The following is a 23,497-nucleotide window of genomic DNA, read 5'->3' as shown; positions in this document are numbered from 1 at the left end:
TCGCCGAGGGCTGAGGGGCCCGCTACGCCTCCGCGAAGTGGCACGCAGCCACATGCCCCTCGCCGAATTCCCGTGCGGCCGGCCGCACCCCCTCGCACCGTGACCCGTCCGCCTCCCCCAGCGCCGCGTACACCGCACACCGCCCCCGGAACCGGCACCCCTCGTCCCGTACGACGGGGCTCGGCGGGTCGCCCGCCAGCAGGATCCGTTCGCGGGCGCGCTCCCGCGAGGGATCCGGCACCGGGACGGCCGACAGCAGCGCCTGCGTGTACGGGTGCCGGGGCCGGGCGAACACCTCCCCGACGGGGCCGGATTCGACGGTGCGCCCGAGGTACATGACGCTCACCCGGTCCGCGATGTGCCGCACGACGGCCAGGTCGTGCGACACGAACAGGTAGGCGAGCCCCAGTTCGTGCTTGAGGCGCTGGAGCAGGTTGAGCACGCCGGCCTGGACGGACACGTCCAGCGCGGACACCGGCTCGTCGAGGACGAGCAGTTCCGGCTCGACGGCGAGCGCCCGCGCGATGCCGATCCGCTGCCGCTGCCCGCCGGAGAACTCGTGCGGGAAGCGGTCCGCGTGCCCGGCCTCCAGGCCGACGAGCTCCAGGAGCTCCGGGACGCGCCCGGCGACGGCGGCCCGGCCGCGCCCCTGGGCCCGCAGCGGTTCGGCGATGATCTCGCCGGCCGGCATGCGGGGGTCGAGGCTCGCCATGGGGTCCTGGAAGACGATCTGCACGGAGCCCCGCAGGGTGTGCGCCTCGCGCTGGGTGAGCCCGCCGACGGGCCGGCCGAGGAGCTCGATCTCCCCCGCCTCGGGCCGGGCGAGCCGCAGGATCTCCATCAGGGCGGTGGACTTGCCGGAGCCGGACTCGCCGACGAGCCCCAGGGTCTCCCCGCGCCGGATGTCCAGGTCGACGCCGTCGACGGCGTACACGCTGCCGACGCGGCGGCGGAAGGCGGCGCCCTTGAAGACGGGGAAGGTCTTGGCGAGCCCCTGGACGCGCAGGACGGAGGGCAGGTCCTCGCGGGGCACGCCCGTACGGGCCGGGGGCACGGGCTCCGGCACGGGGTACGGATCGGGCCCGGGGGTCTTCACGCACGCGGTGACGTGCTCGCCGGGCCCCGCGAGCGCGGGCTCGTCCGCCGCACAGGCCTCGTCCGCGAGCGGGCAGCGCGGCGCGAACGGGCATCCCCCGGTCAGCAGCCGCAGGTCGGGCGGCGAGCCGGGCACGGGGGTGAGGGGGCGCCCGTCGGTGTCTGGGCGGGGCACGGCGCCGAGCAGCCCGATGGTGTACGGCATGCGCGGCGCGGCGAACAGCTCGTGCGCGGGCGCGCTCTCCACGACGCGCCCCGCGTACATGACGGCGACCCGGTCGGCCATCCCGGCGATCACGCCGAGGTCGTGGCTGACGAGCAGCAGCGCGGCGCCGGTCTCGCGCTGCGCGGTGCGCAGGACGTCGAGGATCTGGGCCTGCACAGTGACGTCGAGGGCGGTGGTGGGCTCGTCGGCGAGGATGACGTCGGGGTCGTTGGCGACGGCCATGGCGATCACCGCGCGCTGGCGCATGCCGCCGGAGAACTCGTGCGGGTAGGCGCGGGCGCGCCGGCCCGGGTCGGGAATGCCGACGAGGTCGAGGAGTTCGACGGCGCGCCGCCGCGCGTGGTCGCGGCTCACGTCCTGGTGGGCGCGGACGGCCTCGGCGATCTGGTCGCCGACGCGGTGGACAGGGGTGAGCGCGGAGAGCGGGTCCTGGAAGACCATCGCGACGCGGCGCCCGCGCAGCCGGGACAGCGCCTTCTCCCCCGCGCCGAGCATCTCGGTGCCGCCGGCCAGGACGGAGCCGCGGACGCGGGCGGTGCGCGGCAGCAGCCCCATGGCGGCGAGGGCGACGGTGGACTTGCCGGAACCGGACTCGCCGACGAGGCCGAGGACTTCGCCGCGGCGCAGGGTGAGGTCGACGCCGCGGACGGCGGGCACGGGGCCCGCGGGGCCGTCGAAGTCGACGCGGAGACCGCGTACGGCCAGGGCGGCGTCCGTACGTGCCGGGGTGCTCACGTCGGCGGGCGGCGCGGTCCTGGCTGGTGTCCGTTCCGGCGCGGGCGGCGCCTGGTGCGAGGGTGGCCCGAGGTGGGGTCGAGGGCGTCGCGCAGGCCGTCGCCGAGGAAGTTGACGGCGAGGACGAAGACCACGAGGAGCCCGGCGGCGAAGAAGAACATCCACGGGTAGGTGAGGGCGGCGTCGGAGCCGTCGGCGATGAGGGTGCCGAGGGAGACGTCGGGGGGCTGCACGCCGAAGCCGAAGTAGGACAGGCCGGTCTCGCTCATGACGGCGCCGCCGACGGCGATGGTGGCGTCGACGATGAGGAAGGAGGAGACGTTGGGGAGGATGTGGCGCACGATGATGCGGAGCGGGTGCACGCCCATGAGCTGGGCGGCGCGCACGAATTCGCGCTCCCGGAGGGAGCGGGTCATGGAACGCACCACCCGCGCGGTGATCATCCAGCCGAAGACGGCGAGGAGCGCGACGAAGACGATCCAGCCGCTGTCGCGCAGCCGGGGCGAGACGATGGCGATGATCAGGAAGGCGGGGAAGACCAGGAGCAGGTCGATGAAGAAGGTCATGATCCGGTCGGTCCAGCCGCCGAAGTAGCCCGCGCAGGCGCCGACGACGGAGGCTAGGACGGTGGCGGTCAGCGCGGTGAGCAGCCCGATGAGCAGGGATTTCTGCAAGCCGTGGAGGACTTGGGCGTAGACGTCCTGGCCGATGCGGTTGGTGCCCCACCAGTGGTCGGCGGAGGGGGCCTCGCGCAGGGCGCTGTAGTCGATGTCGGTGTGGCTCCAGTGGGTGAAGTAGGGGCCCACGAAGGCGAGCAGGAAGAGCAGCAGGAGGACGGCGGCGCTGGTCACGGCGTTGCGGCCGGCGGCGAAGCGGCGCAGGGCGACGCGTCCCCGGCCGCGGGCGGCGGGCGCGGCGGCTGCCGCGGGCGGCCCGGCGGCGGGCGGCGGGGCGGGCTGGGTGGCGGTGGTGGTCATGGCGGGGTGCCTCGCTCAGCTGGTGCGGACGCGCGGGTCGAGCGCGGCGTGGAGGACGTCGGCCAGGAAGCCGGAGAGCAGCACCATGACGGCGGCGAACACGTTCACCGCGACGACGGAGTTGACGTCGCTCTTGCCGGTGACTCCTCCCCCCGGATGAATCCAGGGGGCTTCTCCTGTTGGCGGCTATGCCACGTCAGGAAGGACCAGCCCGGCCCTGAGCGCAACGTTCCAGGCTCCCACGCGGTCGGCGTGGTCGATGTGCTGGCATGAGGTGCACTGGAACTTTTCGCCGTGGCGGTTCTCGCTGTCAACGTGCCCACATTTAGGGCAGGTGCGCGAGGTGTTGCGGGGGTCCACCGGGATCAGTACACGAGCGGCGCTTTCAGCCTTCTGCGCGAGGATGCCCAGGAACACCCCCCAACCCGCGTCAAGAATGCTTCGGTTGAGCCCGGCCTTCAATGCGGCGCCGTTCGGGAGGAAGGCGCCGGGGGCGGCGGGGTCGGGCTTCGGCTTGGGGGTACGAACCATGTTCGCGATGTTCAGCCGCTCGTGACCGATCTGATCGTAGTCACGGACCAGTGCGAGCGCGGCTTTGTGCGCGTGGTCAAGGCGCTGACGGCGCACCTTGCGGTGCAGCTTGGCCACCTTCTCCACCGCCTGGCGGTGCTTCGCGGTGCGATTCTCCCGCTTGCGGCGACCGAACGCCTTGAGGACCCGCTGAGCGTCGGCGAGGGCATCGGCGTTGCGTTTGCCGTGCCGGGGGTTTCCGACGTGGGTGCCTTCGGAGGTGGTGAGGAAGTGGGTGACGCCCATATCGATGCCGGTCACCGCGCCTGCGGTGGGAAGCGGTTCGGCCGGAACCTCGTCACAGGCGAGGATGACGTACCACTGCCACCCCTCGCGCTTGATGCTGACGGTCTTGACCCGGCCTTTTACAGGCCGGTGCTGGTGCACGCGGACATGCCCGACACCTTGCAGACGGACGCGGGTGACGGGGTCGTGCGGGGTCGAGTCCCACCGGCAGCCGTCCCCGTCCTTGGGGAAGTCCACGGTGTCGAACCACATCGCACCCCGGAACCTGGGGTATCCGGGCTTCTCCCCTGCTTTCACGCGCCGGAAGAAGGCTTGGAAAGCCTTGTCCAGGCGGCGCAAGGTGGCCTGCTGGGACGAGAAGGACCAGCGGCCTTGCCGCTCGGGGGCGAATGCCCGTATCTCCTTGAGCTGCGCGGACTGCTGCCCGTACCGAACCGTCGTCTTCGACGGGTGCCGGTAGGCGTCGCGGCGTTCCTGCAAGGCGCCGTTGTAGAGGGAGCAGTGATCCCGCAGCATCTCGCCGAGCGCGGCGGCCTGGCGGACGGTAGGGCGGAGGAGGAATTTATACGCCCGGTGCACGGTCGGCCTCCTCACTCGGAATCCTGTGCCCTGCCTCATCCGCCTCAAGACACATACGCAGCCCGTCGCTGTAGACCACTCGCGCGCACCCGAACACCTTGGCCAGCGTGATGCACTGAGCCGGTGCCGGGTCGATGCGGAACTGGTAGCGGAGCTACATGACGATCAACGTACTCACGTGGGTCATGGCTGAATACCAGAACACCAGAACCGACCAGCATTGCGCTTTCCAGCGCGTATGCAGCAGCAAAACTGACCGTTTCAGACGGTAAACGCCGCCCCGAACAGCTACGACGCGAGCCGGATGGAAAAGGCCCTCCTGACCGGCAACGCCTGGAAGGTCGGCGCGTACGACAAGACCGCCAAGACCATCACGCTCGTGCCGGACCCCGCCTGGTGGGGCGAGAAGCCGAAGCTCGACAAGTACATCTTCTGGGCCATGGACAGCAAGGCCCGCACCGACGCCTACCTCAACAAGGAGATCGACGACACCCCGGCCTCCGCCCCCGAGGACTACCAGCGCCTCAAGGGCGACAAGGACACCGACTTCCGCATCGGCGCCCGCTGGGACCAGGTCACCCTCAGCCTCAACGGCGGCCGCGGGCCGCTCCAGGACGTCAGGGCGCGCCAGGCGGTGACGCTCGGCGTGGACCGCGAGGCGCTGGCGAAGGTCGCGGGCAAGGACCTGCCGTTCCGGCCGAAGCTCGTCAACAACCACTTCTTCATGCCGAACCAGGAGGGCTACCAGGACAACGCGGGCTCCTTCGGCAAGCGCGACGTCGCACGGGCGAAGAAGCTGCTGGACGAGGCGGGCTGGAAGGACGAGGGCGCGGGGAAGCCGCGGACGAAGGACGGCAAGCAGCTGGCCCTGGAGTACGTGATGCCCGCCGACGCGATCGGGCTCGCCGAGGACCAGGCCAAGCTCACCCAGCAGATGCTCGGTGAGATCGGCGTCAAGGTCGGCCTGCGGAAGGTCCCGGGCGACGACTACTTCGACCGGTACGTGCACCGGGGCAACTACGACCTCACGCTGTTCCGCCAGGTCGACCGGATCTACCGCTCCAGCTCCTACCAGGACTACCGGCAGCCGGACGGCGACAACGCCTTCAACAACCACGGCCGGGTCTCGTCCCCCGAGGTGGACAAGCTGCTGGTGGAGGCGTCCCGGACCACGGACGCGGGGAAGCAGGTCGCGCTGTACAACGAGGCCGACGCGAAGCTCTGGGAGCTCGGCCACTCCGTGCCGCTCTACCAGCGCCCGCAGATCCTCGCGATCCGCAAGGGCCTGGCCAACACCGGGGCGCCGGGGCTGGGCGACGAGAACAGCGTCCGGATCGGGTGGCTGAAATAGCCGGTGCCCGCGGGCGGGCTCACTGATCCGTACGGGACCCCGCCGCGTCGTGCTCGCCCACAAGGGTGCGGACCAGACGGGCGACTTGCGCGGCGGCCTCCTCGTCCGACGCGCCCGGGGCGACGACGAAGGACAACGTCAGCCGTACGGCCGCCTCGCAGGCCCACTGCACGGCCTCCGGCACCCGCTCCCCCGCCGTGCCGGAGACCGCGCGGACGGTGCGCTCCCGTACAGCGTCGGTGAGGGCCGCGGCGCCGGGCGCGGAGCGCGGCGCGGCCGGGGCGAACGGGCCGCGCGGAGCCGGCAGGACGGGGGCCGCCGCGACGGGCAGCCGGTCCCCGCGGCAGCCGGTGAGCGCGGCCCGCACGAGGGGGTTGGCCCGGGCCGTGCGCAGGATCCAGCAGGCGGCGGCCGCGCAGCGGGCCCCGGCATCGGCGCCGGCGGCGGCCGGGGCGGCGGGCGCGGCCGCCAGGGCCCGCTCGACGCCGGCCAGGAAGGCCTCCGCCTCCCGCCGCACCAGGGCCCTGGCCAGGCCGTCCTTGCTGCCGAACTCGTTGTAGAGCGTCTGCCGGGACACCCCGGCCGCGGCCGCGACGTCCACCATCCGGACCCCGTTCCAGGGCCGGCTGCGCAGCGCCGCGAAGGCCGCGTCCAGCAAGAGCTCTCGTGCCGCGGGCATGGTCGCCTCCCCGGCCGTACGGCCGCACTACGGCTGTGGCCACAGAATTGACGTGCCGCCATACGGTGTCAAGAGCCGTGGGCGGGCCGCGAGGCCCGAAGCGGATGCCACAGGTACTGTTCAGCCATGTCCGACTACCACGATGATCTGCGTCTGGCCCACGTCCTTGCGGATGCCGCAGACGCGGCCACCATGGACCGGTTCAAGGCCCTCGACCTGAAGGTCGAGACCAAACCGGACATGACCCCGGTGAGCGAGGCGGACAAGGCCGCCGAGGAGCTGATCCGCGGCCATCTCCAGCGTGCGCGGCCGCGCGACGCGGTGCTGGGCGAGGAGTTCGGCAGCGAGGGCACGGGCCCGCGCCGCTGGGTGATCGACCCCATCGACGGCACCAAGAACTATGTGCGCGGCGTGCCGGTCTGGGCCACCCTGATCTCGCTCATGGTGCAGGTCGAGCAGGGCGGATCGGTCGGTTTCGAGCCCGTCGTGGGCGTGGTGTCGGCACCGGCGCTGGGCCGCCGGTGGTGGGGCGCCCGGGGCTCGGGCGCGTACACCGGCCGCAGCCTGACGTCGGCGACCCGCCTGAACGTGTCGCGGGTGGGCCGCATCGAGGACGCGTCCTTCGCGTACTCCTCGCTCAGCGGCTGGGAGGAGCGCGGCCTGCTGCCGGGCTTCCTCGACCTCACGCGCGACTGCTGGCGGACCCGCGGCTACGGCGACTTCTGGCCGTACATGATGGTCGCCGAGGGATCGGTGGACATCTGCGCCGAGCCGGAGCTGTCGCTGTGGGACATGGCGGCGAACGTGGTCATCGTGGAGGAGGCCGGCGGCCGCTTCACGGGCCTGGACGGCCGCCCCGGCCCGCACAGCGGCAACGCCGCGGCGTCCAACGGCCTGCTCCACGACGAGCTGCTGGGCTACCTCCGGACGTAGCGCGTGCGGGGCCGGCTTCCGGTCCCGCACGCCCGGAGCGGGCCGGTGCGGGCACGGCGGCGCCCCCGAGCGCGGTTACGGCCCCACGCGCCCCTTGTTGGGCGGGCCGTGTCGTGTGACGATGAAGGACCCACGCTTGTGAACTTGTGAATCCCTTCTGGGGGTTCACGGTCCACCAAGGAGGTGGCTCCAGCCATGCTCGTCCGCGACGCCATGAGCACGGTGGTCCTCACCATCGGCCCCGCCCACACCCTCCGCCAGGCGGCCCGGCTGATGTCCGCGCGCAGGATAGGGGCCGCGGTCGTCCTCGACCCCGATACCAGCGGGCTCGGCATCCTCACCGAGCGGGACATCCTCAACTCGGTAGGCGCCGGGCAGGACCCGGACCGGGAGACGGCCCACGCGCACACCACGACGGACGTCGTCTTCGCGGCCCCGGAGTGGACCCTCGACGAGGCCGCCGCGGCCATGTCGCACGGCGGCTTCCGGCACCTGATCGTCCTCGACGGCCACGGCCCGGTGGGGGTGGTGTCGGTGCGGGACATCATCCGGTGCTGGGTGCGGGCGGGGACCCGCGGGGCCCGTCAGGACGCCGGCATGCTGGCGGGCTGAACGGAGCACGAGTGCGCAGCGCAGCCGGAGAGACCGGAGCCCAACGGCGTCCGGCCTCTCCGGGTCATGCACGGCAAGCAGCCATTGAGCGACCCCTACGGCGAGTCACCACCTCCGCGAGAGCGGCGGCGGCTTAGCCGCAAAGGGGGCGCCGGACAGCCGGAGGGGCCGGAGCCCAATGGCGTCCGGCCCCTCCGGTGTGTACGGCAAGCGTCCAGTGGCTTCTCAGCCGCGCAGTGCCTGGACGGCGGCATCGAGCCGCTTGCCGTAGTCCGCGTCCGCCTGGCGGAAGTTGTTGATGGCCCGCTCGGCGATGTCGTCGCGCGAGACCTTCGCGATGAAGCCCGCGAGGTTGGCGATCAGGCGCTCCTTCTCCTCCTCCGACATCAGCCGGTAGAGGTTGCCCGCCTGGACGAAGTCGTTGTCCTCGGCGTGCGTGGGCGCCTCGTGCGTGCCGGTGACCCCGCTGACCGCGGTGGACTGCCACAGCGCCGCGCCGCTCTGCTGCGGGCCGCCGAAGCTGTTGGGCTCGTAGTTCTTGGCCCGGCCGTGGCGGCCGTCGTAGGCGTAGCCGTCGCGGCCGTAGGTGCGGGCCACGGTGGCGCGGGGGCGGTTGACCGGCAGGTGGTCGGCGTTGATGCCGACGCGGTAGCGGTGGGCGTCGCCGTAGGCGAAGAGCCGGCCCTGGAGCATCTTGTCGGGGGACGGGCCGATGCCCGGCACGAAGTGCGCCGGCGAGAAGACCGCCTGCTCCACCTCGGCGAAGATGTTGTCGGGGTTGCGGTTGAGCTCCAGCTTGCCGATCTCGATCGGCGGGTAGTCCTCGTGCGGCCACACCTTGGTGAGGTCGAACGGGTTGAAGCGGTAATGGGCCGCCTCGTCCGCCGGCATGATCTGCACCTGGAGGGTCCAGGTCGGGAAGTCGCCGCGCTCGATGGCCTCGCGCAGGTCGCGCTGGTGGAAGTCCGGGTCCTCGCCGGCGATCCGGTCGCCCTCGGCCTGGGTGAAGCTCTTGATGCCCTGGTCGGTCTTGAAGTGGTACTTGACCCAGAAGGTCTCGCCGTCGGCGTTGTTCCACTGGAAGGTGTGCGAACCGTAGCCGTTCATGTGGCGGTACGAGGCGGGGATGCCGCGGTCGCCGAACAGCCAGGTCACCTGGTGGGTGGCCTCCGGGGAGAGACCCCAGAAGTCCCAGACGTTGTCCGCCTCCTGCGAGCCGGTGTACGGGTCGCGCTTCTGGGTGTGGATGAAGTCGGGGAACTTGATGGCGTCCTTGATGAAGAACACCGGGGTGTTGTTGCCGACGAGGTCGTAATTGCCCTCCTCGGTGTAGAACTTGAGGGAGAAGCCGCGGGGGTCGCGCACCGTGTCGGCGGAGCCGAGGCTGCCGGCGACGGTCGAGAACCGCAGGAACGTCTCGGTCTGCTTGCCCACCTCGGAGAGGAAGTCCGCCCGGGTGTACCGGGTGACGTCGGCGGTCACGGTGAACGTGCCGTACGCACCGGCGCCGCGGGCGTGCACCACGCGCTCCGGGATGCGCTCGCGGTTGAAGTGCGCGAGCTTCTCGATCAGCGACTGGTCCTGGATCAGGACGGGGCCGCCGACGCCCGCGGTCTCACCGTTCTGGTTGTCCGCGACCGGAGCTCCGGACTCCGTGGTCAGCGGGCCCGTCGTGTAGATGTCCTCGCCCTGAACCGGCACGTGTGCCTCCGTCATCCGTCATCTCGTCCGTCACTCGGCCCTGACCGGTCGACCGGTCTTTTGAGCCGGTCGCTTGGCCTGAGCCGAGCTCGATCCTACATTAGACAATGTCTAAGTCAAGATGGATGTGACATAGATATGAGATCCAATGGTGGACTAGGGCCGCTGCTACGCTGGTCCTATCTGACTGATAGGTGAATGGCATGAGTGACCTGCTGGAACGGCTCCGGGGACGCGGCTGGCGGCTGACCGCGCAGCGACGCGTCGTCGCCGAGGTCCTCGACGGGGACCACGTGCACTACACCGCGGACGAGGTGCACGCCAGGGCTGCCGAACTGCTGCCGGAGATCTCGCGCGCGACCGTGTACAACACGCTCGGGGAGCTGGTCTCGCTCGGCGAGATCATGGAAGTGAGCACGGACGGGCGCGCCAAGCGCTACGACCCCAACGCCCACCACGCGCACCAGCACCTGGTGTGCTCGCAGTGCGGCACCATCCGGGACGTCCACCCCTTGGGCGACCTGCTGGCCGGGCTGCCCGCCGAGGAGCGCTTCGGCTTCCAGGTGGCGGCGGTCGAGGTCACCTACCGCGGACTGTGCCCGGGCTGCTCCGCGGCATGACGAAGGCCCGGATCCTTGAGGATCCGGGCCTTGGCCTTCAGTAGCGGGGACAGGATTTGAACCTGCGACCTCTGGGTTATGAGCCCAGCGAGCTACCGAGCTGCTCCACCCCGCGTCGGTAGGTTCACACTAACCCGGCGAGGGCTGCTGAGGCAAATGAGGTACGCCGGGCTGCCCGATCCGGCCGCATCGGGCAGCCGGCCCTAGGCGGTCAGCTCCTGCTGCAACGCGTCTCTCAGCCGCGCGGCGCGCTCGGCCACCTCCGGCGGCCCGAGCGCGACGGCCCGGTCGCACCAGTGCCGCCCCTCCGTGAGGTCGCCCCGCCGCGCCGCCAGCAGGGCGAGCCGCAGGGCGGCCCGCCCGTGGCCGGACTCGGCCGCGCGGGCCCACCACAGGGCGGCCTCCGGCTCGCTGCCCTCGCGGGCCAGCAGCAGCCCCAGGTTGAAGGCGCCGTTGCGGCTGCCGGCCTCGGCCGCCTCGCGGTACCAGTGCGCGGCCTCGACCACGTCGCCCCGCTCGGCGACGAGCATCCCGAGCCGCACCTGGGCGCGGCGGTGGCCCTGCCGGGCGGCCCGCCCGTACCACTCCTCGCACTCCTCGCGCGCTTCCTCGTCCCGGTCGAGGAGCGCGCCCAGGCGGAAGGCGGCCTCCGCGCTGCCGCCCCGTACGGCCACGCGGAGGTGGCGCTCGGCGGCCTCTTCGTCGCCGTCGCGCAGGTGGGCCATGGCGACCTGGAGGGCGGCATCGGTGTGCCCGGCCGACGCGGCCCGCTCGTACCACTGGAAGGCCGTGCGGTCCTCGTCCCGCCCGGCGTAGAGGATGCCGAGGTTGAAGGCGGCGTCGACGCTTCCCGCCTCGGCGGCCTTGGAGAACCACGGCTCCGCGCCGGCCGTGTCACCGGCCTGGAGGAGCAGCACGGCGAGGGCGTTGGCGGCCTCCTTGTGGCCGGCGTAGGCGGCGCGGCGGTACCACTGCTCGGCCTGGGCGGTGCGGCCCTGCTCGGCGCAGAGCAGGCCGAGGTTGTACGCGCCGTTGACGTCGCCGTGGTCGAGCGCCGTGCGGTACCAGCGCTCGGCCTCCTGGGACTCGCCGCGGTCGGCGTGCAGGGCGCCCAGGGCGTTGGCGGCGTTGCCGTCGCCCTCCTGGGCGGCGCGGCGCCACCACACGGCGGCGCTGTCGGTGTCCCCGGCGTCGCGCAGCAGGAAGCCGAGGGCGCAGGCGGCGCGGGGCTCGCCGTCCTTGGCGGACGTCAGGTACCAGCGGGCGGCCTCCTGGGACTCGCCGCGGGCCTCCAGCAGGGTGCCCAGGTGGAGGGCGGCCCGGCGGTGGCCGCGGGCGGCGGCCTGGCGGTACCACTGCTCGGCCTCGCGGGCCGGGCCGCTGCTGTCGCGGCCGCCCGCCGCGGCGGCGCGCAGCTCGCGCACGGAGGTCTCGACGCCGCCGGGGCCGAGGGCCTCGGCGCGGGAGCGCGGCGCGCGGCCGTCCAGGATGCGGGCGAGGCGGTAGGCGGCCTCGCGGTGGCCCCGCTCGGCCGCGGCCCGGAACCAGCGCTCGGCGCCGACGTCGCTCCGGTGCTCCAGGAGGTCCGCGAGGGCGTAGGCGCCCAGAGCGTGCCCGGATTCAGCCGATTGGCGCAGCCAGTACTCGGCGGCGGGCTCGTCCCCGCGCTCACGGTGGTAGCGGCCGAGGGCGTGCGCGGCGGCCGGGGACCCGGCGACGGCGGCGATGCGCCACCACCCGGCGGCCTCGTCGGCGTAGCCCCGCTGGTGCAGCAGGACGCCGAGGTTGTTGGCGGCGGAGCGGTCGCCCTCGGCCGTGGCGGCGCGCAGGTGGCGCTCCGCCCCGTCGAGGTCTCCACGGCGCAGCAGCAGGGCGCCGAGCATGCTCAGGGCGGCGGGATCGCTGCCCTCCGCGGCGCGGCGGCGGGCGGTCTCCAGCTCGAGGTCGGCGGCGTCGCCGGCGTCGGCGGAGTCCGCCGTGCCGGGACGGAGCCCCGGCATTTCCTGATCGCTCCCGTCACCGGGAGCCTCTACAAGCCGGCCTGTCTCCCACAGCGTCGTCCTGTCCCCCATAAGCCCCATCGTCGCACCACCCGCAACCCGCGTACACCTGGTATACCGCAGCCAGTGAGGTCACTTCAGCGTTTTGTCGACTTCCCGACTTCCCGACACGACGGGGCTCCAAACTCTCCACAGAAGCCCCGCACACAACCCGCACAGTCCGCGTCACCCGGACACCGCACGGCCGGGGTGGCCGGCGGGGTCCGGGAACGACAAGGCCCGGAGTCCGTAGCCGGACTCCGGGCCTTGTCTTGAAGTAGCGGGGACAGGATTTGAACCTGCGACCTCTGGGTTATGAGCCCAGCGAGCTACCGAGCTGCTCCACCCCGCGCTGTTGTGGAACAACCGTACCACGGCGCGGGGCGGGCCTTGATCAACTTCCTGGCTTGCCGCTCTTCTCGGCGGCCTTGGCCTCGGCCTTGGCGGCCCGGTCCAGGGCGTCCTTCAGGGCGTCCTGGGCCTTGCCGTAATCCGCCCAGTTCTTGTTCTCCAGGGCCTTCTGGCTCGCCGCGAAGGCGTCCTGGGCGTCCTTCAGGGCCTGCTTGACGGTGGGGTCCTGAGAGGGCGACGGCTTCTGGGTGCCTTCGGCCGGGGGCTTCGTGGGCTCGCCCTTGCTCCCGAAGATCTCGTCCAGGGCCTCGTCGAGGGTGTCCCGGAAAGCGATCTTGTCGCCGTAGTTCACCAGCACCTTCTTCAGGCGCGGGTAATTGGAGCCCGCACCCCGCAGATAGACCGGTTCCACGTACAGCAGCCCGCCGTCCAGGGGCACGGTCAGCAGGTTTCCGTACTCGACCTCGGAATCGCCCTTCTTCCAGATGTTGATCTGGTCGGCGACGGGCGGATGGCTGTTGAAATTGCCCTGCGCCTGCCGGGGTCCCCACACCGAGGTCTCGGACGGGAGTTTCAGAATCCTGATCTTCCCGTAGTCCGCGCTCTTGGCATCGGCGTCCACGGCCATGAAGGCACCGAGATTCGGCCGGTTCTTGGGCGTGAAGGTGGTGGTCAGCGAGAAGGCCTGCTTCTGCTGGTCCGGCATCTTCATGCTCAGGTAGTACGGCGGGACGGCGTTGCCCTTGGTGTTGGTCGGGTCGTCCGGCACCTCCCAGCGCTCACTGCCCGTGTAGAACGTCTCCGGGTCGGTGACGTGGTAGCGGGAGAGGAGCTCGCGCTGGACCTTGAAGAGGTCCTGCGGGTAGCGCAGGTGGTCCATCAGCGCCGAGCCGATCTCGCTCTTCGCCTTCACCGTGCCCGGGAACGCCTTCATCCAGGTCTTGAGGACCGGGTCCTTGGTGTCCCACTGGTAGAGCTTCACCTTGCCGTCGAAGGCGTCCACGGTCGCCTTGACGGAATTGCGGATGTAGTTGACCTGGTTCTGCTGCGCGACCACGGCGCGCTGCCCGGTCGTCAGCGAATCGGCCGTGGTGTCACCGAGGGTCGTGCGGGAGGCGTACGGATAGCCGTTCGTCGTCGTGTACGCGTCCACTATCCACTGGATGCGGCCGTCGACCACCGCCGGATAGGCGTCACCGTCGATGGTCAGCCAGGGGGCGACCGCCTCGACGCGCTCCTTGGGCGTGCGGTTGTAGAGGATCCGCGAACCCTCTCCGATGGCGCCCGAGTAGAGGATCTGCGGCTCGCCGAAAGCCACCGCATAAGCGGCCCGGTTGACGGGGTTGGAGAGGCTCACGCCGCTCTTGCCCTTGTACGAGTAGCTCTGCTCACCCTTGTCCGAGGGGTAGTCGAGCTCCTCCTGCGGACCGCCGACGATCGAATACTGCGTCGTCTTCTCGCCGTAGTAGACGCGCTGCTCGTAGGCGGGGAACAGGCCCTCGGTCGGCAGGCTCTTGGCCGTGAAGTCCGGGGCGCCGGCCTTGTCGGTCGTGGTGCCCTTCGCGGTGATGGCGCCGTAGCCGTGGGTGTACTTGAAGTGGTCGTTGATCCAGTTGCGCTCGGGAATGCCCTTGAGGTTGAGCTCGCGCAGACCGATGACCGTGTCCTGCTCCTTGCCGTCCACCTTGTAGCGGTCGACGTCCAGCGTGGAGGGGAACTGGTAGTACCCCTTGACCTGCTGCTCCTGCTGGAAGGCGGGCGAGACGACGTTCGGGTCGAGGAGGCGGAGGCTGGCCGTCGAGTTCACCTCGGCGCGCACCTTCTCGGGGTCCTTGCCCGTCAGGTTGCTGTTGCCCTTGTAGTTCTTGACGTCGGAATCGTCGATCCCGTAGGCCTCGCGCGTCGCCGTGATGTTCTTCTTGATGTACGGCGCTTCCTTGGCCTGCTCGTTCGGCTGGACCTGGAACTTCTGCACGATCGCCGGGTACAGCCCGCCGATCAGCACGGCCGACAGCACCATCAGCCCGAAGCCGATCACCGGCAGCTGCCAGGTGCGCCGCCACAGCGTGGCGAAGAACAGCACCGCGCAGATCAGCGCGATGATGAAGAGGATCGTCTTGGCCGGCAGATACGCGTTGGCGTCGACGTAGCGCAGGCCCGTCCAGCCGTCGGTGGACTTCAGGCCGCTGGACTTCACCGCCAGGCCGTAGCGGTCCAGCCAGTAGGCGATGGCCTTCAGGCCCACGAAGATGCCGAGCAGCACCGAGAGGTGCCCCGTGGCCGCGGCCGTCGCCCGGTGGCCCGGGCTGGTCAGCCGCAGGCCGCCGTAGAGGTAGTGCACCAGGGCGGCGGCGATCAGCGACAGCACCGCGGCGGCGAAGCCGAAGCTCAGCAGGAAGCGGTACCAGGGCAGGTCGAAGGTGTAGAAGGAGATGTCCTTGTGGAACTGCGGGTCCTTCTGGTGGAAGGAGACGCCGTTGACCCACTGGAGCCACGTGCGCCACTGACCGGCCGCCGAGGCGCCGGCGACCAGGCCCACGAGCGCGGTGACCGCCAGCAGCACCCACTTCTTGTACGGCGCGATGCTCATCCGGTAGCGGTCGAGGCTCTGCTGCTCCATCGACATCGCGCTGAGCGGCGGCCGCAGCCGGTGGGCCAGCCAGACGTTGACCCCCACCGCGAGCGCCATCAGCAGGCCGAAGACCGCGAACAGGCCGATCTTGGTGCCGAGGGTGGTGGTGAAGACCGAGGAGTAGTCCACCGAGCGGTACCAGAGCCAGTCCGTCCAGAACCCCGCGAACATCACGAAGAGCATGGCCAGTGCGGCCAGCACTCCCAGTGTCGTCAGCAGGGTCCGGATCCGCCGGGACGGACGGCCGACTCTGATCCGTGGCCCTGTCGGGCCTCCGCCGCGGTCCGGCATCTGGAAAGCCAAGGTGCGCACCTCGAAGTTCGCTGTGGATGGAGCTGTCGATCAGGGCCCAGCGATACTAGGGCCCAAGGTGGCAACTTACCGAGGCTTTACTCAGTTCCCGTTTTCGGTCACTCTCAGGGCACGATATTGCTCATGTCCAGCACTTCCAGCACCCCCGACCCCTCCCTTCCGTCCGGCCCGGGCGGCGACGTCCCCATGGCGGCCAGCCCGCTGACCCGCGCCGTCCTCGAGATCGACCAGTACGCCGCCACCCTCGGCTGGGACCAGCCCGCGCGGCTGTTCGCCCTGGTCGACACCGGCAAGCTGCGCGCCCAGGAGCCCGGCCTCGCCGATCAGCTCGGGCTCGACGAGAGCACCCAGGCCGGCTCCCTGACCCCGATCGAGCAGGACGAGATCCAGGCGGGCACCCCCCTGGACAAGTTCCTCGGCACCATCGCGTGGCCCGACGCGGTGACGGGCTGCGCCCTGACCGTGGAGCGGCTGATGCTGCCGCCGTCCGCCGAGGGCACCGTGCCCAACGGCATGAGCGAGAAGCAGCTCGCCAAGTGGGTCGCCGCCCACCCGGAGCGGCAGGAGGTCCGGATGACGGTCGCCGTGCTGCGGGACGGCGCGCGGGAGACCGCGGTGCGGCTGCGCGAGAAGGACTCGCCGACCGAGGTCCTCACCGGCCCGGACCTGGTGCCGGGCCTGGCGGAGGCGCTGGCGGCGACGTTCGAGGACTAGGAGGACCGGTCCGCATGACCTCCGGGCGCCTCGGGCGCCGGGCGCGCTGAAGACTCAGCCCGTCCGGCGCTCGGGGACCGGGGCCGGGGCGGAGACCCGGCAGCGGGACCTCACCCTGCCGAGCAGAGGGGCAGCCCCGCCGAATCCCCCTTGCGGATCTTCTCCAGGGCGCCGACGGCGTCGCCGATGGTGTCGACCTTGACCAGCGTGAGCCCGGACGGCTTGTCCTTCGCGGCGGCCGCGCAGTTGTCCTTCGGCGTCAGGAAGTACTGAGCGCCCTTGTTGCGCGCGCCCACCGTCTTCATTTCGACGCCGCCGATCGGGCCGACCTTGCCGCTGTCGTCTATGGTCCCGGTGCCCGCGATGAACTTGCCGCCGGTCATGTCCCCGGGCGTGAGCTTGTCGACTATCCCGAGGGCGAACATCAGCCCGGCGCTCGGCCCGCCGACGTCCGCCAGCTTGATGTTGATCGTGAACGGGAAGGTGTGGTCCGTACCGGCCTGGATGCCGACCACGGCCCGCTTGTCGTCGGGCGCCTTGGCCGTGGTGAGGGTGACGTCCTGCTCGCCGGAGGGCTGCCGCTTCTCCTTCTCGGCCGCCGCGGCCTCCTTGGCCGGAATGATCCGGAAGGTGACCTTCTGGCCGGGCTGGTGCTTGGTGACCAGCTTGGCGACGTCACCGGGCTGCTTGATCTCCGTGCCGTCGACGGCCTTGATCACGTCGCCGGCGTGCAGCTGCCCCTCGGCCGGGCTGTTCTTGACGACCGACGACACCACCGTGCGCGTGCCGACCGGGATGTCCAGTTGCTTGAGCGCCGCCACCTTGGCGCTCTCCTGGGACTGGGTGAACTCCTCCGCCGTCTCCTGGTTGAGCTCGTCGGGCGTCTTGTCGTCCGGGTAGAGCGTGGAGTGCGGGACGACCAGGTTGTCGTGCGCGATCCAGCCGTAGACCGCCTCCACTAGGTTCATCCGGTACTGGGAGCCGGTGACGCGGACCGTCGTCATGTTCAGATTGCCGGTCGTCGGATACGTCTTGCGGCCGGAGATCTGGAGGACCGGCTCCCCGCCGTGCTCACCGAGCGTGTTGACCGTCGGCCCCGGCGACATTTCCGCGTAGGGCACGGGGATTAGCACGCCCGCGCAGAGGAGCGCGATCAGCATCAAGAGGGAGGCGAGCATCGTCGCGGTGCGGCGGGGCATGGAACGACAGTACGGGACGGGTCTGACAGTCCACCCGCGGGGCGGTCCGTCCGGGGAGCGGGCGGGGAGGCCACCCGGGGCTCCCGGTCAGGGGCCCGCGCTCCGGCGCGAGCCCGGGGGCGCGTCAGGAGACTCCGGTACCGGAATCCGAGCGCTCCATCGCCTCGCGGAACCGTGCGTAGCCGGCGAGCTCGGAGATGTCCCCGGCCTTGCGGTTACGAGCGGCCCAGGTGCCCCACAGGAGAGCAACGAGGGCCGCGGCAACCGGAATCAGCAACCACACGAGTGCCGCCATACCGACCTCCGGACCCCCGAGCACCGCCAATGAAAAGACCGATGAGCAGATTAGTCTTTCGCACACTCAACGCTCACGTCAGGGGGCCGGTTACGCAACCGGAAGTGACCCTTCAGGCCATTTCTCTGAGCATCGGCACCGACCCTCCCCCAGCTACCGCTGGGGGTGCCCCCACGACCTAAGCGCCCACCCTCCCCCAGCTACCGCTGGGAGGTGCCCCCATGCCCTAAGCACCGACCCACTCTTCGGTGCCGTCTTGGAACACCTGGTGCTTCCAGATCGGGACCTCGCGCTTGAGGTCGTCGATGAGCCGCCGGCAGGCCTCGAACGCCTCCGCCCGGTGCGGGCACGAGACCGCCACGACGACGGCCAGATCACCGATCTCCAGGTCCCCCACGCGGTGGACCGCGGCCAGCGCCCGGACCGGGAAGTCCGCCGCGACCTTCTCCGCGACGCGGCGCAGCTCCGCCTCCGCGGTGGGGTGCGCGGAGTAGCCGAGCCCCCGGACGCCCGCGCCTCCGTCGTGGTCGCGCACCGTGCCCACGAAGAGAGCGGTGCCTCCCGCGGCGTGGTCGCCCACGGCCGAGAAGACCTCGTCCACGGACAGGGGGGTGTCGCGCACCGCCAGCAGACGGACCGGGTCCGCCGCAGCGAGCTCGCCGGGGTGATCGTACGTAGGCGCCATGACCCCCATCGTGCCGTACGCGGGGGACGGGCGAGGACCTGCCTTTCACACAGCCGTACGAGACGGCTCCTGGGCGGTCCTACGGGCCCGTGCGGGCCTTGTACGGGCTTGCGGGCCTCTCCGGGCCCGGGGAGCCGCTAGAGCCGGCGGCGCGCCTTGCGGGCCCGGCGGACGAGCGCGGCGGTGCCCAGCAGTGCCACGGTCGCCCCCGCGGCGCCCGCGGCGGTGGCGTCCTTGCGGCCGAGGCGGCGGCCCGCGACCGTGTGCCGGCCGGAGACCTCCTCCAGCAGCTCGGCGAGGACCTCCTCGTTCGTCCAGCGCGGCCGCCAGCCCGCCTCGTGCAGCCGGCTCCCGCTGACCACCCACGGGTGCATCGTGTATTCGAGGTCGCCGGCGGGCGACGGCGTCAGGCCGAGGCGGTGCAGCCGGGAGGCCGCCCCGAGGGCGACCGCGGAGGGCAGCTCCATGCGGCGGATGCCGGAGAGCTCCTCGACCTCCTCCTGCTCCAGCCAGCCGTCGCAGCCGACCGCGAGCTCGCCCTCGGCCTTCTCCAGGGCGGCGAACTCCAGGGCGCTGACCAGGTCCTCCACGTGGCAGAACTGCCAGGTCGGCCGGGACCCGGCGACGACCAGGAGGCGGGGCGACTCGAAGTAGCGGGTCAGGGCCGTGTCGGTGCCGCCGACGAGGACCGCGGGCCGCAGGACGGTGACGTTCAGGCCGGGGTGGGCGCGCGGCGCCCGCCGGGCGAGCCGCTCGATCTCCAGCAGGTCGCCGACGCCGGTGGCCTCGGCGGTGGCGCGCAGCTCGGCGTCCTCGGCGAGCGGGACGTCGTTGTCGGGCAGGGCCCCGTAGACCATCGCGGAGGTGCACAGCACGACGCGGTGCACCCCGGCGGCCGCGGCGGCCGTCAGGACGGTCTGGGTGCCGCGCACGTTGTAGGCGGTGCGGGCGGCGGCGTCGGTCTCCAGGTCGAGGTCGAGCGCGAGGTGCACCACGACGTCGGCGCCGCGCAGCTTCTCGGCGATCGCCGGGTCGCGGACGTCGAGCACGTGCCACTGCGCCTCGGTCACGTCACCGCGGCGCTCGTCGATCGCCACGACCTGCTTGATGTGCTCGGACACGGCGAGCCGCTGCGTGAGCAGGGCGCCGACGCCGCGCGCGGCACCGGTGACCGCGACGACGGGCCGTCGGCCGCCGTGCGGGCTCGTACTGTCTCGCGCGGAACCGTTTCGCGCTGCGCGAACTTCTGGGTCGGGGGAACTCACCGGGCGTCTCCAGCGGTTGTCTTCAGTACGTACGAGAGATGACGCGTACGGACCAGGTGACGTCCATCCTGCCGCAGGCCCCGGGTCGGCGAAGCACCAAGCCCGGATACCGGTGAGGTGTCTAGGCTGGTGGTGATGTCGGGCATTCGCCGCCGGCCTTCCGCCGGCGGCCCTACGAGCCGAGGAAACCCGTGAGTGACACCCCATTCGGATTCAATCTTCCGCCGGAGGAGCCCGAGAACGGCGGCGACGGCAAGAAGAAGGGCGAGGGCCGGGGCGGCCAGGGGCCTGCGGATCCGTTCGGGTTCGGCGGGCAGGGCGCCGGGGACAACCCCTTCGCCGCGATGTTCGGCTCCATGAACCCCGGTGATCTCGGGGCGGCCTTCCAGCAGCTCGGGCAGATGCTCTCCTACGAGGGCGGCCCGGTGAACTGGGACATGGCCAAGGACATCGCCCGCAAGACCGTCGCGCAGGGCACCGCCGACGGCACCAAGGACGCGAGCGTCACCTCCGGCGAGCGGGCCGCGGTCGAGGAGGCCGTGCGCCTGGCCGACCTGTGGCTCGACGGCGTGACGTCGCTGCCGTCGGGCTCGGGCACGGCGGTGGCCTGGAGCCGCGCCGAGTGGGTCGAGGCGACCCTCCCGGTGTGGAAGGAGCTCGTGGACCCGGTCGCCGAGCGCGTGGGCGCGGCGATGGGCGGCGTGCTGCCCGAGGAGATGCAGGCCATGGCGGGCCCGCTGCTCGGCATGATGCGCTCCATGGGCGGCGCCATGTTCGGCACGCAGATCGGCCAGGCCGTGGGCGTGCTGGCGGGCGAGGTCGTCGGTTCCACCGACATCGGCCTGCCGCTGGGCCCCGCGGGCAAGGCCGCGCTGCTCCCGGTGAACATCGCGGCGCTGGGCGAGGGCCTGGGCGTCCCGCTGGACGAGGTCCGGCTCTACCTGGCCCTGCGCGAGGCGGCCCACCAGCGGCTCTTCGCGCACGTGCCGTGGCTGCGCTCGCACCTCTTCGGTGCCGTCGAGGGCTACGCCCGCGGCATCAAGGTCGACACCTCCAAGCTGGAGGACGTGGTCGGCCAGCTCGACCCCACCCACCCCGAGCAGATGCAGGAAGCCCTCCAGCAGGGCATGTTCCAGCCGGAGGACTCTCCGGAGCAGAAGGCGGCCCTGGCCCGGCTGGAGACCGCCCTGGCGCTCGTCGAGGGCTGGGTGGACGCCGTCGTGCACGCGGCCGCCGCGCCGCACCTGCCGTCGGCCGGCGCCCTGCGCGAGACGCTGCGCAGGCGGCGCGCCTCCGGCGGCCCGGCCGAGCAGACCTTCGCGACGCTGATCGGCCTGGAGCTGCGGCCGCGCCGGCTGCGCGACGCCTCCCGGCTGTGGGCCTCGCTGGCGGACGCGCGCGGCCCGGAGGGCCGTGACGGCCTCTGGGAGCACCCGGACATGCTGCCGACCGCGGCCGACCTGGACGACCCGGACGGCTTCGTCCACCGCGAGCACCTGGACTTCTCCGAGATCGACAAGATGCTCGGCGAGGCCGCCCGCGGCAAGAGCGCCGAAGACAGCAAGAGCGCCGAGGACGGCAAGAGCGAGGGCGGGAAGGGCGAGCAGCCCGGCGCCGACGGCGAGGGTGACGACAAGAAGTGAGCCTGCACGAGGATGCGGTCCGCGTGCTGAAGGAGTACGCGGACCAGGATGAGCTGCGCGGGCTCTATCTGGACCACCTGGCGGCCCACCCGGACGGCATGGGGAAGCCCTGCGAGGCCGGGCACGTCACGGCGAGCGCCCTGGTGATCGACCCCTCGCGCGGGCAGGTGCTGCTCACGCTCCACCGCAAGCTGCGGATGTGGCTGCAAATGGGCGGCCACTGCGAGCCCGGTGACGCGACGGTCGAGGCCGCGGCGCTGCGGGAGGCCACGGAGGAGTCCGGGATCGCCGGCCTGACGCTGCTGCCGGGCGGCCCCGTGCGGCTGGACCGGCACCCGATCCCGTCGCCCTGCAACTGGCACCTGGACGTGCAGTACGCGGCGCTGGTGCCGGCGGGCGCGACGGCGGCCATCAGCGACGAGTCGCTGGACCTGCGCTGGTTCCCGTACGCGGAGGTGGGCGAGGTCGCCGACGACTCGGTCGTACAGCTCATGAACAGGACGCTGGAGCGGCTGTAAAGCCCGATGTGTAAGGGGCGGTCACCCATGGTGGCCGCCCCTTACGCGTGCAGCGGGCTCAGTTGGACCAGATGTTGCCCTGGTTCTGGCCGTGTGCGCCCTGCTGGCCGAGGCCGTACTGGGCCATGAGCCCCTGGCCGATCTCGGCGCCCTGGGGCGGCAGCAGCTCGCTGGGCTGGACGAGGGCGTAGCCGTGACCGGCGAAGTTCAGCTCCCAGCCCTCCCCCGTGCCGCCACGGCGCCGCCACACGCCGGAGGACGACGTCTGGGCCTGCATCTGCACGCGCAGGGACGTCGACCAGGCGATCACGGCGTCCGCGTCGGCGCTGACGAACCGGTCGGGGGTGACCTGGAGCATCAGGGGCTGCCCGGAGGTCATCAGGGCGACCTTGCCCTGGCCGCTGATGTTGAGCTGGTACGCGCCGGTGCCGGAGATCCCGTACTGGCTGTCGACGGCGATGGTCTCCCAGTGCAGCGTGGAGTCCAGGGCGAGGACGTAGGCGCCGTCCACGGTCAGGCCGTCGCGGTCGACGTCGACGACGTGGACGTGCTGGGCCAGGTTGGCGAAGTAGACGGTGCCCTGGCCCGAGCAGCGCATCAGGTCCAGGCCCTCGCCCGTGCGGGCGCGGGAGTTCTGCTGGCCGCGGGTCTGGTACTCGCCGTCGAACTCGATCAGGCCCTGGTAGGCGACCATCGAGCCCTTGCGGGCGAGGACGTCGTCGTGGCCGGTGAGGGAGACGCGCAGCATCTGCGGGTTCTGCAGGGCGTAGCGGTCCTGCGTCTGGGCCTCGGTGAAGCCGAAAAGCGGGCTCTGCATGGTGTCCTCGTTCCCCCTCAGCCCCGGGCCCGGAGCCGGTCGGTGCTGTCCTCGCTGGGCTGTACGACCACGAAGCCCTCGCCGGAGAAGCCCAGTTGGTAGGCCTCGCCGCTGCCCCGGCCGATCAGGGAGGAGGCCTTGAAGCTGCGCTTGCCCTTCATCTTGAGGTTGCTGGACCAGGCGACGAGCGCGTCGGGGTCGACGTAGGTCTCGTCGTCGCCGCGCCCGCAGTCCACCACGATGGGGGTGCCGCGGGAGGTGAGGGCGACCCAGCCGGTGCCGCTGATGCCGACGTTGAACAGGCCCTGCCCGGCGAACTTGGCCATGCCCTTGACGCGCTCGACGCCCCACTGGAGGTGGGCGTCGAAGGCGAGGACGTTGGTGCCGTTGACGGAGAGGGAGTCGCCGTTGAGCTGGAGGCAGACGACGTCGGCGCCGTAGTCGGCGAGGTAGAGCAGGCCGTCGCCGTGGCAGCGCATGAGGGGCACGCCCTCGCCGGTGAGCCACTGGGAGGCCATCTGGCGGACCGCGGGCGGGTTCGGGTCGTACTGGACGTAGCCGTCGTAGGCGACCATCGAGCCGGTGCGGGCGAAGAGGTCCTGCCCGGTCTGCATGGCGACCTTCAGCATGCTGCTGCCGTGGTTCTCCATGCGGGCGGTGACGGGGGTGGGGGCGTAGCCCTGGATCGGTGTCTGGTTCATGG

Annotated in this window: 20 protein-coding genes, 2 tRNA genes and 1 pseudogene; 7 read left to right on the top strand and 16 right to left on the bottom strand. The window is 71.5% G+C overall.

Features of this window, described 5'->3' with window-relative positions:
- Positions 1-22 precede the first annotated feature (22 nt).
- The 4 genes and pseudogenes from D7231_RS04630 to D7231_RS04610 form a co-directional block, all read right to left on the bottom strand.
- Positions 23-2,056 carry an ABC transporter ATP-binding protein gene (locus tag D7231_RS04630; protein WP_120753638.1) on the bottom strand — a complete coding sequence of 678 codons (2,034 nt, stop codon included), beginning with the start codon at positions 2,054-2,056 and terminating at the stop codon, positions 23-25.
- Positions 2,053-3,033 carry an ABC transporter permease gene (locus D7231_RS04625; protein WP_120753637.1) on the bottom strand — a complete coding sequence of 327 codons (981 nt, stop codon included), beginning with the start codon at positions 3,031-3,033 and terminating at the stop codon, positions 2,053-2,055. Before D7231_RS04625 ends, D7231_RS04630 begins: the two co-directional genes overlap by 4 nt.
- A gap of 186 nt (positions 3,034-3,219) precedes the next feature.
- Positions 3,220-4,428: an RNA-guided endonuclease InsQ/TnpB family protein gene (locus tag D7231_RS04615; protein WP_120753636.1), complete on the bottom strand. Its 1,209-nt coding sequence runs from the start codon at positions 4,426-4,428 to the stop codon at positions 3,220-3,222.
- A pseudogene (locus D7231_RS04610) lies at positions 4,412-4,567 on the bottom strand (helix-turn-helix domain-containing protein); the annotation flags it as partial. The pseudogene D7231_RS04610 and the gene D7231_RS04615, both read right to left, overlap by 17 nt.
- Positions 4,568-4,732: 165 nt before the next feature.
- Here D7231_RS04610 and D7231_RS04605 point away from each other — a divergent pair.
- Positions 4,733-5,779 carry an ABC transporter substrate-binding protein gene (locus tag D7231_RS04605; protein ID WP_120753634.1) on the top strand — a complete coding sequence of 349 codons (1,047 nt, stop codon included), beginning with the start codon at positions 4,733-4,735 and terminating at the stop codon, positions 5,777-5,779.
- Positions 5,780-5,798: 19 nt separating this feature from the next.
- Here the strand turns inward: D7231_RS04605 and D7231_RS04600 are convergent, their stop codons facing one another.
- Positions 5,799-6,458: a TetR/AcrR family transcriptional regulator gene (locus tag D7231_RS04600; RefSeq protein ID WP_120753633.1), complete on the bottom strand. Its 660-nt coding sequence runs from the start codon at positions 6,456-6,458 to the stop codon at positions 5,799-5,801.
- Positions 6,459-6,584: 126 nt separating this feature from the next.
- Here D7231_RS04600 and hisN point away from each other — a divergent pair, with 126 nt between their 5' ends.
- Both hisN and D7231_RS04590 read left to right on the top strand, forming a co-directional pair.
- Positions 6,585-7,391 (top strand): histidinol-phosphatase, encoded by an 807-nt coding sequence (gene hisN / locus D7231_RS04595; RefSeq protein WP_120753632.1) that lies wholly within the window; start codon positions 6,585-6,587, stop codon positions 7,389-7,391.
- A 195-nt stretch (positions 7,392-7,586) separates the two neighbouring features.
- A complete protein-coding gene (locus tag D7231_RS04590) occupies positions 7,587-8,003 on the top strand; it encodes a CBS domain-containing protein (protein ID WP_120753631.1) in 417 nt (138 codons plus the stop codon).
- 225 nt (positions 8,004-8,228) lie between these two features.
- Here D7231_RS04590 and D7231_RS04585 read toward each other — a convergent pair whose 3' ends face one another.
- On the bottom strand, positions 8,229-9,719 hold the full coding sequence (locus tag D7231_RS04585; RefSeq protein WP_120753630.1) for a catalase: 1,491 nt from the start codon (positions 9,717-9,719) through the stop codon (positions 8,229-8,231).
- A 188-nt stretch (positions 9,720-9,907) separates the two neighbouring features.
- On the opposite strand from D7231_RS04585, the gene D7231_RS04580 reads away from it, so the two are divergent.
- A complete protein-coding gene (locus D7231_RS04580; protein WP_120753629.1) occupies positions 9,908-10,324 on the top strand; it encodes a Fur family transcriptional regulator in 417 nt (138 codons plus the stop codon).
- A gap of 41 nt (positions 10,325-10,365) precedes the next feature.
- On the opposite strand, the gene D7231_RS04575 is transcribed toward D7231_RS04580, so the two are convergent.
- The 4 genes from D7231_RS04575 to D7231_RS04560 form a co-directional block, all read right to left on the bottom strand.
- Positions 10,366-10,439, bottom strand: a tRNA-Met gene (locus D7231_RS04575).
- Between the two features lie 88 nt (positions 10,440-10,527).
- Positions 10,528-12,405, bottom strand: a complete 1,878-nt coding sequence (locus D7231_RS04570; RefSeq protein WP_120753628.1) for a tetratricopeptide repeat protein — start codon at positions 12,403-12,405, stop codon at positions 10,528-10,530.
- A 236-nt stretch (positions 12,406-12,641) separates the two neighbouring features.
- Positions 12,642-12,715 (bottom strand) — tRNA-Met (locus D7231_RS04565).
- Between the two features lie 42 nt (positions 12,716-12,757).
- Complete coding sequence (locus D7231_RS04560; protein WP_120753627.1) at positions 12,758-15,637, bottom strand: UPF0182 family membrane protein; 2,880 nt, start codon at positions 15,635-15,637, stop codon at positions 12,758-12,760.
- A 144-nt stretch (positions 15,638-15,781) separates the two neighbouring features.
- Here D7231_RS04560 and D7231_RS04555 point away from each other — a divergent pair, with 144 nt between their 5' ends.
- Positions 15,782-16,372 carry a PPA1309 family protein gene (locus tag D7231_RS04555; protein ID WP_120753626.1) on the top strand — a complete coding sequence of 197 codons (591 nt, stop codon included), beginning with the start codon at positions 15,782-15,784 and terminating at the stop codon, positions 16,370-16,372.
- 110 nt (positions 16,373-16,482) lie between these two features.
- Here D7231_RS04555 and D7231_RS04550 read toward each other — a convergent pair whose 3' ends face one another.
- The 4 genes from D7231_RS04550 to D7231_RS04540 form a co-directional block, all read right to left on the bottom strand.
- Positions 16,483-17,571, bottom strand: coding sequence for a YlbL family protein (locus tag D7231_RS04550; RefSeq protein ID WP_120753625.1), 1,089 nt, complete (start codon positions 17,569-17,571; stop codon positions 16,483-16,485).
- Positions 17,572-17,695: 124 nt separating this feature from the next.
- Positions 17,696-17,866 carry a hypothetical protein gene (locus D7231_RS36930; RefSeq protein ID WP_194962119.1) on the bottom strand — a complete coding sequence of 57 codons (171 nt, stop codon included), beginning with the start codon at positions 17,864-17,866 and terminating at the stop codon, positions 17,696-17,698.
- 226 nt (positions 17,867-18,092) lie between these two features.
- A complete protein-coding gene (locus D7231_RS04545; protein ID WP_120753624.1) occupies positions 18,093-18,560 on the bottom strand; it encodes a molybdenum cofactor biosynthesis protein MoaE in 468 nt (155 codons plus the stop codon).
- A gap of 128 nt (positions 18,561-18,688) precedes the next feature.
- Positions 18,689-19,816, bottom strand: a complete 1,128-nt coding sequence (locus tag D7231_RS04540; RefSeq protein WP_120753623.1) for an SDR family oxidoreductase — start codon at positions 19,814-19,816, stop codon at positions 18,689-18,691.
- Between the two features lie 191 nt (positions 19,817-20,007).
- Between D7231_RS04540 and D7231_RS04535 the strand changes: the two genes are divergently transcribed.
- Both D7231_RS04535 and D7231_RS04530 read left to right on the top strand, forming a co-directional pair.
- The gene (locus D7231_RS04535) at positions 20,008-21,459 is read left to right on the top strand and encodes a zinc-dependent metalloprotease (RefSeq protein ID WP_120753622.1); all 1,452 of its coding nucleotides are present in this window, start codon (positions 20,008-20,010) and stop codon (positions 21,457-21,459) included.
- Entirely contained in the window at positions 21,456-21,977 is a 522-nt protein-coding gene (locus tag D7231_RS04530) for an NUDIX hydrolase (protein WP_120753621.1), read from the top strand. The genes D7231_RS04535 and D7231_RS04530 overlap by 4 nt, the downstream gene beginning before the upstream one ends.
- A 58-nt stretch (positions 21,978-22,035) precedes the next feature.
- Here the strand turns inward: D7231_RS04530 and D7231_RS04525 are convergent, their stop codons facing one another.
- The gene (locus D7231_RS04525; protein WP_120753620.1) at positions 22,036-22,794 is read right to left on the bottom strand and encodes an AIM24 family protein; all 759 of its coding nucleotides are present in this window, start codon (positions 22,792-22,794) and stop codon (positions 22,036-22,038) included.
- A gap of 17 nt (positions 22,795-22,811) precedes the next feature.
- Positions 22,812-23,495 carry an AIM24 family protein gene (locus D7231_RS04520; protein WP_120753619.1) on the bottom strand — a complete coding sequence of 228 codons (684 nt, stop codon included), beginning with the start codon at positions 23,493-23,495 and terminating at the stop codon, positions 22,812-22,814.
- Between the last annotated feature and the right edge of the window lie 2 nt (positions 23,496-23,497).

The sequence above is a fragment of the Streptomyces klenkii genome, from assembly GCF_003626645.1.
Taxonomy (GTDB): Bacteria; Actinomycetota; Actinomycetes; order Streptomycetales; family Streptomycetaceae; genus Streptomyces; species Streptomyces klenkii.
Note: the sequence above shows the minus strand (reverse complement) of the source record. Positions and strands in the feature narration are given on the sequence as shown.

Coding starts and splice junctions, on each gene's coding strand:
- D7231_RS36930 (WP_194962119.1), bottom strand. CDS start 17,866: ATGGCGGCACTCGTGTGGTTGCTGATTCCGGTTGCCGCGGCCCTCGTT.
- D7231_RS04550 (WP_120753625.1), bottom strand. CDS start 17,571: ATGCCCCGCCGCACCGCGACGATGCTCGCCTCCCTCTTGATGCTGATC.
- D7231_RS04545 (WP_120753624.1), bottom strand. CDS start 18,560: ATGGGGGTCATGGCGCCTACGTACGATCACCCCGGCGAGCTCGCTGCG.
- D7231_RS04570 (WP_120753628.1), bottom strand. CDS start 12,405: ATGGGGCTTATGGGGGACAGGACGACGCTGTGGGAGACAGGCCGGCTT.
- D7231_RS04625 (WP_120753637.1), bottom strand. CDS start 3,033: ATGACCACCACCGCCACCCAGCCCGCCCCGCCGCCCGCCGCCGGGCCG.
- D7231_RS04590 (WP_120753631.1), top strand. CDS start 7,587: ATGCTCGTCCGCGACGCCATGAGCACGGTGGTCCTCACCATCGGCCCC.
- D7231_RS04580 (WP_120753629.1), top strand. CDS start 9,908: ATGAGTGACCTGCTGGAACGGCTCCGGGGACGCGGCTGGCGGCTGACC.
- hisN (WP_120753632.1), top strand. CDS start 6,585: ATGTCCGACTACCACGATGATCTGCGTCTGGCCCACGTCCTTGCGGAT.
- D7231_RS04520 (WP_120753619.1), bottom strand. CDS start 23,495: ATGAACCAGACACCGATCCAGGGCTACGCCCCCACCCCCGTCACCGCC.
- D7231_RS04605 (WP_120753634.1), top strand. CDS start 4,733: ATGGAAAAGGCCCTCCTGACCGGCAACGCCTGGAAGGTCGGCGCGTAC.
- D7231_RS04525 (WP_120753620.1), bottom strand. CDS start 22,794: ATGCAGAGCCCGCTTTTCGGCTTCACCGAGGCCCAGACGCAGGACCGC.
- D7231_RS04555 (WP_120753626.1), top strand. CDS start 15,782: ATGTCCAGCACTTCCAGCACCCCCGACCCCTCCCTTCCGTCCGGCCCG.
- D7231_RS04585 (WP_120753630.1), bottom strand. CDS start 9,719: ATGACGGAGGCACACGTGCCGGTTCAGGGCGAGGACATCTACACGACG.
- D7231_RS04560 (WP_120753627.1), bottom strand. CDS start 15,637: ATGCCGGACCGCGGCGGAGGCCCGACAGGGCCACGGATCAGAGTCGGC.
- D7231_RS04600 (WP_120753633.1), bottom strand. CDS start 6,458: ATGCCCGCGGCACGAGAGCTCTTGCTGGACGCGGCCTTCGCGGCGCTG.